This is a genomic window from Bradyrhizobium sp. (assembly GCF_035570375.1).
Taxonomy (GTDB): domain Bacteria; phylum Pseudomonadota; class Alphaproteobacteria; order Rhizobiales; family Xanthobacteraceae; genus Bradyrhizobium.
In genome coordinates this window covers 1-11,594 of record NZ_DATMLW010000192.1, presented here as the reverse complement: position 1 = coordinate 11,594, position 11,594 = coordinate 1, and the positions used below count along the sequence as shown (strand labels likewise).

The following is an 11,594-nucleotide window of genomic DNA, read 5'->3' as shown; positions in this document are numbered from 1 at the left end:
CACGATCGATGTGTCGATTGGCGGCGCTCTCTTTCATAGCAAGGGACGAGCAGCGCGCTTGCGCATGTCGAACTCGAAGCAAGTCTCCATAACCAGCGACACCTCGGAGAAAAAGAAATCTCACTGCCGTTTTCACTCCCGTGTCCTTGTCGGAAACCTCATCCGGTTGGCGCTTGACCGAGAATCGGGCGATGCTGTCATGTAATGAGGGATCTTTTCAGGCTTATTGGTTGTATGGTTGTCGATCTAATTCGGTCGCGGGCAGCGCTCGAGGCAGAGATTTGGACATTGCGACAGCAAATAAACGTTCTGCGGCGGACTGCTCCTAAGAGAGTTTCGTTCCGCGTCTTCGACCGCTTGGTATTCGTTGGTCTCTATCGGTTGTTTCCAAACATTTGCAATACGCTGGCGATCGTGAAGCCTGATACCATTGTTCGTTGGCATCGCGCGGGTTTCAGATCGTACTGGCGCTGGAAGTCGCGACCTGGTGGCGGTCGACCAACGGTGCCGCTCGAAATACGAAAGCTCATCCGCAAGATAAGCATCGCCAATCCACTCTGGGGCGCGCCGCGTATCCACGCCGAGCTTGTCAAGCTCGGCATCGATATCGGCCAGACCAGCGTAGCTAAGTATATGGCCACGCGTAGAGGGCCGCCGTCCCAAGGTTGGAAAACATTTCTCAGTAATCACGCCGACGGCATCGCGGCGATGGATCTCTTCGTCGTCCCGACAATCTCGTTTCGTTTGCTCTACGGCCTCCTGATCATGGGGCATGGCCGCCGGCAGATTCTGTGGTTTGGCGTCACATCGCATCCGACTGCAGAATGGATCGCAAATCAGCTCACCGAAGCATGTGGCTGGGAACAAGCTCCCCGCTATCTGATCCGTGACCGGGACGGCGTCTATGGCGAGGTATTCGTCCGAAGACTTCGATCGATCGGTATTCGCGATCGACCTGCGTCGCCACGTTCCCCATGGCAAAACGGATGTGCTGAACGACTTATCGGCTCGATCCGACGGGAGTGCCTTGACCACGTTGTTGTGTTCGGTGAGCGGCATCTTCGGCATGTGCTGTTGTCATACATGAAATATTATAACGAGACGCGCACGCACCTATTTTTGGATAAGGATTCGCCCCTATCGCGTATTGTTGAGAGGGTAGGGCGTATTCGTTGCCGTCCGATCCTCGGCGGGCTGCACCACCAATATATCCGGATTTGATTTGCGACAGGGACAGGGCGTATCAGCACGCCGTCTGCGCTCGCCTCGGTGTGACCTTCCTGCGTTTGCTTAGCCGGAAGCTCTTCGAGGTCCAGCCTCACCGAGGCTGCGATATCTTCGGCATCGGCACGGGTAGCGGCCACGCACATAGCAACGAGTTCCCCGACGCTACGCCAAGCTCGACCCGAAGTTGCACGAGTGGTTCGAGCACCTGCATTCGGGAAAGGGACCCTGCTGCTCCGACGCCGATGGTCGACCGTGCTGGATAGCGATTGGGAAGTCGTCAACAGCCACTATCGGGTGTTTCTCGATGGCCAATGGTTGGACGTGCCGGATGACGCTGTGCTCACTCAGCCCAATCTCTACGGGCGCACCGTGGTCTGGCCGATCAAGATGTTCACCGGAATGACTATCCGCTGCTTCATACCCGGATCGATGATGTAAAAGGCCCATAACGTCTCACCGGGCTCGCTGCGCCAATGCGTGATCGGATAGCGCGGGAATGGCGAACACATCGCCCATAACTGCGAAGCACAGTGTGCTCTCAGAACTTACCGGCAGTGCATGAGTGGAGCATCAGCACTCGCCGATTTTCGCTCTGGGTCGTGTGCCACCAGCGTACCGGTCCAAACGGCGACGCGCAACTGTAGGAGAGGTGAAGGAGGGCCCTTCGGGTTCGGCAATCAGGCGCTGATCCCAAGCCAACACGAAAATGGCCGTCGGGCGAGTAGCCGCGCCAGATTGGTCTTGCGCGCCATCGAGCGTCAGGATGTCGAAGGCATACGGCTGGACTTCGTCATCGTGCTTGCGCGAGTGCAGGACATTGAAATGGGGAACACCGTCAACCCCAAGGATGACAGCTTCGCCATCAACGAACTAATCTGCTCAACACCGAGGGCAACCAGAAGAGTTTTCCAAACGTCTCAGACGTGACCGGAAACAGCCGGATCAAAATGGAGGGGGGTTTGCAAAACCAGGTGTCAGATTTCAACGGCTTAGCCCGAAAGCCGTTGTGCTACCGTTACACCATTCCCCAAAAACAACAACAGAATCAATATATTATTGAATCTGTTTACACTGGCCCGGGAAGTAATTTCTTGGGTCCCGCCGGGGTGAGCCCTTCTACTCGTTCAGTCCCGGTTTTGGCAAGCGTGAGACGAGGGCAGCTTTGGCTGACGGAGCGGCGCGACAGGGGTTGCGCGTCGCCATCTCCGACTGGCTGGTTGCGGGCAGGGCGTCGCAATCCTTTGTCGCTCGTGGGCTGCAAGCGCGGGACGCCTTGCAGCGAAGACACCCTACCAATGGCTTCAAGCCGCCAACTTGCCCCTGCAAAGCTGGCATGCAATGTTTGATGTGCCGGGAAAATAAAAAAATGCGGGTCGGCAAACCTGCGCGAATCCGAAATTCGAAGCGGATTTGAACGACCTGGCATCGGGTGGGATTTCTCGGAGACGATCAAGCATGAAATTCGGGCGTATTCTCGGGCTGCTGTGCGCGGCCTTGGTTTTCGTGTGGCCCGCGGGCAGCGCGTTTTCTCAGGAAAAAACCGTCAAGATTGGTGCAGTCTTTCCCTTGAGCGGCAATGCGGCAAGCGCGGGCGCCCATAGCAAGGCGGCCATCGAACTCGCGGCCGATATCATCAACAATGCCCATCCGGAGTTCGGCAATTTCCCGCTTGCAAAGAATGCGGGGCTCGCAGGCCTTGGCGGCGCGAAGGTCGAGGTGGTCTTTGCCGACAATCAGGGCAGCCCGGCCGCCGGCCAGAACCAGACGCTCCGCCTGATCACGGAAGAGAAGGTGGTGGCAATCACCGGCGCCTATCAATCCGGTGTCACCCTGACAGGGAGCGCGGTTGCCGAAAAATACGGAATTCCCTTCGTCAATGGCGAGTCGGTTGCGGCTAACCTGACCGAACGCGGCTTCAAATGGTTCTTCCGCCTCACGCCGATCGCCTCCGATATCGCAAGGATCGACTACGATTTCCTCACCGACATGAAGGCGTCGGGGATCAAGACCGACAGCGTCGCGATCGTCCACGATACTACCGAATACGGTGTCTCGGTTGCGAACGTCATCACCAGCACGTTCAAGGAAAAGGGCCAGGCCATCGCGCTCGACATCGCCTACTCGGTCAATGCGACCGACGTGCAGAGCCAGGTGTTGCAACTGAAAGAAAAGAAGCCGGACGTCGTGATCATGATCGCCTATACGCCCGATGCCATTCTCTATCAGAAGACGATGCAGGCGCTCGACTACAAGCCTGCCATGATCATTGCGGACGATTCCGGCTATTCCGATCCGTCCTTCATCAAGGCGGTCGGCAAGATCTCGCAAGGTGTTTTCAACCGCTCGTCATGGAGCGTGGGGCCCGCCGGTTCGCCGACCGCGCTGATCGCCGAAATGTACAAGAAGAAGACCGGCGACGAGATGGATGACACCACCGGGCGAGCGATGCAGGCGTTCTTCGTCCTGTGCGACGCGATCGATCGCGCGGGCTCCACCGAACCCGCCAAGATCCAGGCGGCGCTCAAGGCGACCGACATGCAGCCCGATCAGCTGATGATGGGCTACAAGGGCATCAAGTTCAACGACAAGGGCCAGAACATACTGGCCTCCAGCCTCATCATCCAGTTGCAGGACGGCGAAAACTATGTCGCGGTCTGGCCGAAGGCCAACGCCGCCAAAACGCCTGCGTTGCCCTACAAAGGCTGGTGAGATTTTTTTGGGGGGCGAGGCGCTGGAGCATGATCGGGGCCCGAAGGGCCGCGTTAGCGCAAAGTGGAAACCGCCCCTTTTTCTTTTCGCATTTGCCATCGAGTTTGGATTCAACCCGCTTACACTTTGAGACGCCGGCATGTCTTCCACGCTCCTTCAGGTGATTGCAGGTGGTCTCCTGCTGGGCGCGGTCTATGCCTTGTTCTCCTCCGGGCTCACCCTGGTCTGGGGCATGATGAACATCGTCAATTTCGCGCATGGCGATTTCGTCATGCTCGGCATGTATGTGGCGTTCGTGGTTTACACGCTTTTCGGCGCAGGTCCCTTGCTGGGCGCGCCGCTTGCCATCCTTGTGCTCGCCACCCTTGGTGTCGTCGTCTATTTCGGACTGATCCGCGACATCATGAAAGGGCCGATGCTGGCCCAGATCCTCGGCACATTCGGGCTCGCGCTTCTGCTGCGCTATTCCGTGTTCTGGTGGTTCGGCGCCAATTTCCTGTCACTGCCCGAAAATATCGTCGGCGGCACCTTCGATATCCTGGGCTTGCGAATTCAGGCCTCACGCCTGCTCGCCGGCACGGTCGCGCTCGCGGTGACGCTCGGCCTGCACCTGCTTTTGACCCGCACTTCGCTGGGGTCGAAAATGCTGGCGGTCGCGGAAGATTCCACGGCAGCGCAGCTGATGGGAATCCGGCCCGATACGATGCAGGCGATCGCCTGGGCGATCGCCGCGGGCGCCACGGGTCTTGCCGGCGCACTGATCGCGACGTTCTTCTACATCGTGCCGACCGTCGGTGAAACGCTGGCCATCGTCGCTTTCGTCACCGTGTCGCTCGGCGGCTTCGGCAGCGTGCCCGGTGCGCTCGTCGCCGGACTTCTGATCGGTGTGATCGAATCCCTTTCCGGATTTCTGATCGGCGCCGTTTACAAGGACATGGTCGTCTATGCGCTGTTTCTCGGTTTCCTCTGGTTCCGGCCGCAAGGCCTGATGGGCAGGCTCTGATGCGCCGCCTGCTCTGGCTCGCGATCCTGTTGGCGCTGTTTGTCGCATACCCGCTTGCGTTCTCGACGCCGTTCCAGCAGCGGCTGGGCGCGTTGGTGCTGCTTTATGCGATCGCAGCATCCGCCTGGAACATCATCGGCGGCTATGCCGGCCAGGTTTCGGTCGGTCATGTCGTGTTTTTCGGATGCGGTGCCTACGCAGCAATGGGCGCATATGCGCATTTCGCGCTGTCGCCGCTGGTCGGCATTCCCGCCGGCATCGTGGTGAGCGTGGCGATTTCCGCCGTCGTCGGCGTGCCGACGCTGCGACTGTCCGGCCACTATTTCAGCATGGCGACCATTGCGGTGGCCGAACTGGTCCGCTTGATCGTCACCAACACCGAATATCTCGGCGCCGCGGTCGGGCTGAGCGGTCCGACCGTGCCGCGCAACGTGTTCGACCTCTCGTTCATATCGGCGTTGCCGTATTACTATCTGTTCCTGTCCGTGCTCGCGATCACGCTTGGCATCACCTGGTGGATGGCCAACAGCCGGATGGGTTTTTATCTTCGCGCGATCCGCGATTCCGAGCGCGCCGCGCGTTCGCTGGGGGCTCCGGCCAGCCGCACCAAGCTCTACGCCTACATGCTGAGCGCAGCGCTTACCAGCGTGGCCGGCGCGCTTTACGCCATGATGTTCGGCTTTATCGATCCCGAGTCCGGATTGGGCATCCTGATTTCGGTCAAGATCCTGATCATGGCCGCGCTCGGCGGCGCCGGCTTGCTGTTCGGCCCCCTCGTGGGCGCCGCAATCCTGGTGCCGCTCGAAGAGATTTCCAACAATCTCCTGGGAGGCAAGGGCGCCGGTCTTACCTTCGTGGTCTATGGCGCGATCATTGTGCTGATCTCGCGTTTTCAGCCCGGAGGCATCCTGACGCTGGTCAATCGCCTCTGGATCAAACGAACCGGCAAGGTGATGGACGGCGAAGCGGCGAGGGGGATTGCCCATGCTCCTTGAAGCGCAAGCCATCACCAGAGCCTTTGGCAGTTTCAAGGCCGTCGATGCGGCCTCGGTCACGCTGGAGCAGGGCGACATTCTCGGCCTGATCGGGCCGAACGGCGCCGGTAAATCCACCTTCTTCAATTGCCTGACCGGCGATCTGTCGTCGACGTCGGGAAGGGTGTTTTTCGAAGATCGCGACATTACCCGCCTTGCACCGGAGGCTCGCGCGCAGCTTGGGCTGGCGCGCACCTTCCAGGTGCCGCAGACCTTCGAGAGCATGTCGGTGGTGGAAAACGTGATGATCGGCGCGTTTCTTCGCACCTCCCACAGGTCCGAGGCCGAAAGGCGGGCGCATGCAGTGCTCGATCGCGTCGGCATGGCAAGGCTCGCGCAAGCGCCGGCGCGTTCGCTGGGAACGCCAGGCCGCAAGCGGCTCGAAATTGCCCGCGCGCTTGCGACCGAGCCAAAAGTTCTCTTGCTCGACGAAGCGATGGCAGGCCTCACCCAGCGCGAAGTGCAGCTTGCCATCGATCTCGTGCGCGACATTCATCGCTCCGGCATTACGCTGATCATTGTCGAGCACATCATGGAAGTGATCATGTCGCTGGCGACCCGCGTCATGGTGTTTCATCAGGGCCGCGAGATTGCGCGCGGCAGTCCGCGCGAGGTCACCCGCAATCCGGCGGTGGTCGAAGCTTATCTCGGTAAGCGCGCGGCAAGCGCTGCCGCTTCCCACATCCCGATCGAGCTGATGGGCGGGCCCGTGCCGCCGAGCGGGCACTAGCCTCATGACCGGCCCTTTGCTCAAGATCGAACATCTGGAGGTTCGCTATGGCGACCTGATCGGCGTGTCCGACGTTTCGCTCGAGGTCCCCGAGGGCAGCATCGTTGCGCTGCTGGGCTCCAATGGCGGCGGCAAGACCACCGTGCTCAATGCGATCGCCGGCCTGATTCCGGCATACTCCGGCTCAATCCTTTTTTTCGGGCAGGAGATCGGCGGGCAGAGCGCATTTGCGGTCGTCCGCAAGGGTCTTGCCCTGTCACCGGAGGGCTGGCGGCTGTTCGTGCAGCAAAGCGTGGAGAACAATCTCAAGCTCGGTGCAACCCCATTGGGCGATAAGGCGCGCGCGGCCGCGCTGCTCGAGCGGGTCTACGAGATCTTTCCGCAACTTGCCGAAAGGCGCAGCCAGCGCGCGGGCACGATGTCCGGCGGCGAGCGGCAGATGCTGGCGGTCGGTCGCGCGTTGATGAGTGATCCGAGGCTTTTGATGCTGGATGAGCCATCGCTGGGCCTGGCACCAGCCGTGGTCGAAAAGATGTATGAAACCTTCGAGCGGCTGCACAAGGCGGGACTGACGATCCTGCTTGCGGAGCAGTCGATCGAACTCGCGCTCGAAGTTTCAGATTTCGCAACCGTGCTGCAAGTCGGCCGCAGCGTGCTGTCAGGCACCGCAGCCGCTCTCGCCAACGATCCGCAAGTGCAGAGGGCCTATCTCGGCACGGGCTGACGCGTGGCGCTGCACGATGGTGCGGGCGGGTCCACTATCTTATCTTTTCATAGGCGGCCGCAAAATCGTTGAGCGGCATCGGAACCGTGATGGTTTCCTTGGCGAGGTTCTGAAACGAAACCTTCAACTGTTTTCCTGATTTCAGCGCGCCGAGAAGTTCGGGCGAGACAGGGGTGCTGGCGTAGCAGCCGCTGTTTTCACAGGTCTGGATCGGCAGGTCGACGGTCTTGCCGTCATCGACCTGAAATTTCGCGCCGGCCGGCAGGTTTAGCCCGAGCGGCAACTGGACGAAGGCAACCGGCGCGCGGGTGTCGCCGGGCACGCGTATATTGACCACGACGAATAATTGTCCGGTCTTGGTGAGGATGGCGTTTTGTTCGATCGCGCATTCCAGCGGCGCGTCGCGGCTTGCGCTGCTGCAGCGTGCGGCCCAGCCTGGGGTGGCCGAAGCAGGCGGGGAAGCGCTTGGAGAAGGCGATGGTGCGGGCGTGGCCTGGGCTGCCGGCGTCTTGGATTTGGGTGCTTGCTGGGCAAGCCCCAGTCCGGCCGTTGCGAGCAACAGGAAGGCAGACAGAGCCAGTCGTGCAGCTGCTTTCACGGATCGGCCTTTGAGGGAGGTCGCCCGCATGCGGCAAGCCGTCAAAGCGAGCTCACTCGGCGGCTTGCTTGACGGAGCCGCGCTCCGCGACATCGCGGTCGTCGTCGTCCTTCGAGCGTCCCCAGTTCGAAAACGCGTTGGAAAGCTTGTCGAGATAGAGATAGACGACCGGCGTGGTGAACAAGGTCAGCGCCTGGCTGACGAATAGCCCGCCCACCATCGCATAGCCAAGCGGCCGGCGAATTTCCGAACCGGTGCCGGTTCCCAGCATCAGCGGCACGCCGCCAAGCAGCGCCGCCATCGTCGTCATCATGATCGGGCGGAAGCGCAGTAGCGCGGCTTTGCGGATCGACTGTTCAGGTGTCAGGTTCTCGTCGCGCTCGGCCGAGATCGCGAAGTCGACCATCATGATGCCGTTCTTCTTGACGATGCCGATCAGGAGGATGATGCCAATCAGCGCGATCAGGCTGAAGTCGTAGCCAAACGCCATCAGGATCGCCAGCGCGCCGACGCCCGCCGAGGGCAGGGTGGACAGAATTGTCAGCGGGTGGATGTAGCTTTCGTAGAGTATGCCAAGGATCAGGTACACGACGACGAGCGCGGCGAGAATGAGCAGCGGCACGGTACCGAGCGATTGCTGGAAGGCCTGCGCGGTACCCTGGAAGCTCGAGTTGAGCGTTGCAGGCGTGCCGAGCTCAGCCATCGCCCTCTGAATGGCATCGGTGGCCTGCCCGAGTGCGACGTTCTGTGCAAGATTGAAGCTGATCGTGATCGCGGGGAACTGGCCCTGGTGGCTGATCGAGAGCGGACGAACCGGCACGCTGGTCCAGCTCGCGAATGCCGACAACGGCACCTGATCGCCGGTCGTGGGGGACTTGACATAGAGCTTGTCGAGCGTGTCGAAGCTGCCCTGCAACTCGGGGAGGATTTCCAGGATCACGTGATAGCTGTTCAGCTGGGTGAAATACTGCGTCACCTGCCGTTGTCCGAACGCGTCGTACAGCGTGTCGTCGATCAATTGCGGCTGGATGCCGTATCGCGACGCGGTGTCGCGGTTGATCTTGACCTGGAGCGTCGTGCCTTCGGTCTGCTGGTCGGTTGCGACGTCGCGCAGCTCCGGCAGCGTCTTCATCCTGGCGAGGACCTTGGGCGCCCACTCGTTCAGCTCGTCGAGATTGGCGTCCTGCAGCGTGAACTCGAACTGCGTCCGGGTCGGACGACCGCCGAGCCGCACGTCCTGCGCCGCCTGCATGTAGAGGCGCGCTCCATCGACCTTCTCGAGCTTGGGACGCAGGCGGGCGATGACCTGCTGGGCCGAGGCATCGCGCTCGTTGAGCGGCTTCAACGTAATGTAGACGCTGCCGTTGTTGCCGGCCCGCCCATTGCCGCCGATCACCATCGCGACTGAGGCGACGGCGGGGTCGGCCATGACGATTTCGCCGAGCGCCTCCTGACGCCGCTTCATCTCGGCAAAGGAAATGTCCTGAGCGGCTTCGGACGTCGACGTGATGAGGCCAATATCCTGTTGGGGAAAGAAGCCCTTCGGAATGACGGTGAAGAGATAGACCGAGAGTCCCAGGGTTGCGAAGAAAATGATCAGTGTCGTCAAGCGCCAGCGCATGGCGATGTCGAGCCCGCGCTCATAGGCGCGCAGCATGGCGTCGAAACCGCGCTCGCTCAACTGATAGAGACGACCGTGCTTGGGCGCCTCGCTGTGCGAGCGCAGGAAGCGGGAACACATCATCGGGGTGAGGGAGAGCGACACCACCATCGACACGAAGATCGTCATCGCCAGCGTGACCGCGAATTCGCGGAACAGCCGTCCGATGATGCCGCCCATCAGAAGCAGCGGGATCAGCACGGCGACCAGCGAAACGCTGATCGAGACGATGGTGAAGCCGATTTCGCTGGCGCCCTTGTAGGCGGCGGCCAGCGGCTTCTCGCCTTCCTCGACGTAGCGGGCGATGTTTTCCAGCATCACGATGGCGTCGTCGACCACGAATCCGACGGCGATGGTCAGGGCCATCAATGAAAGATTGTCGAGCGTATAACCAAAAACCCACATCAAGGCGCAGGCGCCGAGCAAGGCCAGCGGCACGGTCACCGCCGGAATCACCGTCGCCCAGAAGCTGCGCAGGAAGACGAAGATGACCATCACCACCAGGAAAATGGTCAAGAGCAACGTGAACTGGACGTCCTCGACGGCGGCGCGAATCGTCAGGGTACGGTCGCTGATGACCTCGACCTTGATCGAAGCCGGAATGGCGGCCACGAGCCTTGGCAGCAACGACTTGATCTTGTCGACCGTGTCGATGACGTTGGCGCCGGGCTGCTTGTAGACCACCAGGAACACGCCGCGCTTGCCGTTGGCCCAGGCTGCCTGCTTGGCATCTTCCGGTCCGGTCACGGCTTGGCCAATATCGCGAATTCGCAGTGGACCGCCATTGCGATAGGCGATGATGACGTCGTTCCAGTCCTTGGAGTCCAGCAACTGGTCGTTGGAGTAGATCGTAAAAGCGCGCTTCTCGCCGTCGATGTTACCTTTGGGGCTGTCCACTGTCGTGATCGCAATCTGGTTGCGCACGTCCTCAAGCGACAAGCCCTTGGCGACCAGTTTCGCCGGATCGACCTGGACGCGGATCGACGGCTTTTGCTGGCCGCCGATCGTGACCTGCGCCACGCCGGAAATCTGGCTGATCTGCTGGGCAAGCTGCGCGTCGACGGAGTCGCTCACGGTCGTCAGCGGCAGGGTGTCGGAGGTCGCCGACAACAACAGGATCGGCGAGTCCGCCGGGTTGACCTTGCGGTAGGTAGGCGGCGAGGGAAGGTTTTTCGGCAACTGTCCGCTCGCCGCGTTGATGGCGCCCTGGATGTCGTTGGCGGCGCCGTCGATGTTGCGGTTGAGGTCGAACTGGATGGTGACGGCGGTCGAACCCAGCGAGCTCGTCGAGGTCATCTGCGCGATGCCCGGGATCTGTGCGAGCTGGCGCTCCAACGGCTGCGCCACCGAGGAAGCCATGGTCTCCGGGCTGCCGCCGGGCAGGCTGGCGGAAACCTGGATGGTCGGGAAGTCGACTTGCGGCAGCGGGGCGACGGGAAGCAGCGGATAGGCGACCACGCCGACGAACAGGATGCCCGCCATCAACAGCGATGTCCCGACCGGGTATCTGATGAAGGGCGAGGAGATGCTTTGGTTCATGCGTCAGGTCCACCGGATGGCTGGCGCATCTTTTCCCGAACGCCGGGAGTCGTCCGCGGAGCCCCGAGCTCCGAGCACGAATGTGCGTATTCCTCGCCTCAATCAGGCGGTTCCTCGGGATTCCCTGGGATCAGGGAATCCACGACCACCTGTTGCCCGGCAGCATAATCGCTCCGGTCCGTGGCGCGAACGGAAACCTTTACCCCGCTATTCGACCTTCGTCCTATCGGCGATCGTCCGAAGTGCTTGACCAAACTCGGGTTTCGACGCGCGGCAAGCCGCTTTTTTAACTGTTCGGGTTAACACCTGATGAGGTGGGGGCGTCTATACATTTGCAGCATGAGCATCCAGCCAGCGGGCGCTGCCGGCG

The 11,594-nt window shown here is 61.0% G+C and carries 9 protein-coding genes and 1 pseudogene; 8 read left to right on the top strand and 2 right to left on the bottom strand.

What is annotated here, in order from left to right; all coding sequences use genetic code 11:
* The 8 genes and pseudogenes from VNX23_RS20325 to VNX23_RS20290 all read left to right on the top strand — a co-directional run.
* The coding region (locus VNX23_RS20325; protein ID WP_325632916.1) for a hypothetical protein at positions 1 to 205 on the top strand (205 nt) is incomplete at its 5' end.
* A 29-nt stretch (positions 206 to 234) separates the two neighbouring features.
* Positions 235 to 1,221, top strand: coding sequence for an integrase core domain-containing protein (locus VNX23_RS20320; RefSeq protein ID WP_325632914.1), 987 nt, complete (start codon positions 235 to 237; stop codon positions 1,219 to 1,221).
* A gap of 166 nt (positions 1,222 to 1,387) precedes the next feature.
* Positions 1,388 to 1,665 (top strand): annotated as a pseudogene (locus VNX23_RS20315) (hypothetical protein); the annotation flags it as partial.
* 1,017 nt (positions 1,666 to 2,682) lie between these two features.
* Positions 2,683 to 3,936, top strand: coding sequence for an ABC transporter substrate-binding protein (locus VNX23_RS20310; protein WP_325632912.1), 1,254 nt, complete (start codon positions 2,683 to 2,685; stop codon positions 3,934 to 3,936).
* 139 nt (positions 3,937 to 4,075) lie between these two features.
* Complete coding sequence (locus tag VNX23_RS20305; protein WP_325632911.1) at positions 4,076 to 4,939, top strand: branched-chain amino acid ABC transporter permease; 864 nt, start codon at positions 4,076 to 4,078, stop codon at positions 4,937 to 4,939.
* The gene (locus VNX23_RS20300; RefSeq protein WP_325632909.1) at positions 4,939 to 5,934 is read left to right on the top strand and encodes a branched-chain amino acid ABC transporter permease; all 996 of its coding nucleotides are present in this window, start codon (positions 4,939 to 4,941) and stop codon (positions 5,932 to 5,934) included. The genes VNX23_RS20305 and VNX23_RS20300 overlap by 1 nt, the downstream gene beginning before the upstream one ends.
* Complete coding sequence (locus VNX23_RS20295) at positions 5,924 to 6,703, top strand: ABC transporter ATP-binding protein (RefSeq protein ID WP_325632907.1); 780 nt, start codon at positions 5,924 to 5,926, stop codon at positions 6,701 to 6,703. Before VNX23_RS20300 ends, VNX23_RS20295 begins: the two co-directional genes overlap by 11 nt.
* Before the next feature lie 4 nt (positions 6,704 to 6,707).
* Positions 6,708 to 7,427, top strand: a complete 720-nt coding sequence (locus tag VNX23_RS20290) for an ABC transporter ATP-binding protein (protein WP_325632905.1) — start codon at positions 6,708 to 6,710, stop codon at positions 7,425 to 7,427.
* A 34-nt stretch (positions 7,428 to 7,461) separates the two neighbouring features.
* On the opposite strand, the gene VNX23_RS20285 is transcribed toward VNX23_RS20290, so the two are convergent.
* Positions 7,462 to 8,025, bottom strand: a complete 564-nt coding sequence (locus VNX23_RS20285) for an invasion associated locus B family protein (protein WP_325632903.1) — start codon at positions 8,023 to 8,025, stop codon at positions 7,462 to 7,464.
* Between the two features lie 52 nt (positions 8,026 to 8,077).
* Positions 8,078 to 11,224 carry a multidrug efflux RND transporter permease subunit gene (locus VNX23_RS20280; RefSeq protein WP_325632901.1) on the bottom strand — a complete coding sequence of 1,049 codons (3,147 nt, stop codon included), beginning with the start codon at positions 11,222 to 11,224 and terminating at the stop codon, positions 8,078 to 8,080.
* Between the last annotated feature and the right edge of the window lie 370 nt (positions 11,225 to 11,594).

Bases quoted from the DNA above. Each gene is read 5' to 3' on its own strand.
- VNX23_RS20320 (WP_325632914.1), top strand. From the start codon at position 235: ATGGTTGTCGATCTAATTCGGTCGCGGGCAGCGCTCGAGGCAGAGATT.
- VNX23_RS20310 (WP_325632912.1), top strand. From the start codon at position 2,683: ATGAAATTCGGGCGTATTCTCGGGCTGCTGTGCGCGGCCTTGGTTTTC.
- VNX23_RS20305 (WP_325632911.1), top strand. From the start codon at position 4,076: ATGTCTTCCACGCTCCTTCAGGTGATTGCAGGTGGTCTCCTGCTGGGC.
- VNX23_RS20300 (WP_325632909.1), top strand. From the start codon at position 4,939: ATGCGCCGCCTGCTCTGGCTCGCGATCCTGTTGGCGCTGTTTGTCGCA.
- VNX23_RS20295 (WP_325632907.1), top strand. From the start codon at position 5,924: ATGCTCCTTGAAGCGCAAGCCATCACCAGAGCCTTTGGCAGTTTCAAG.
- VNX23_RS20290 (WP_325632905.1), top strand. From the start codon at position 6,708: ATGACCGGCCCTTTGCTCAAGATCGAACATCTGGAGGTTCGCTATGGC.
- VNX23_RS20280 (WP_325632901.1), bottom strand. From the start codon at position 11,224: ATGAACCAAAGCATCTCCTCGCCCTTCATCAGATACCCGGTCGGGACA.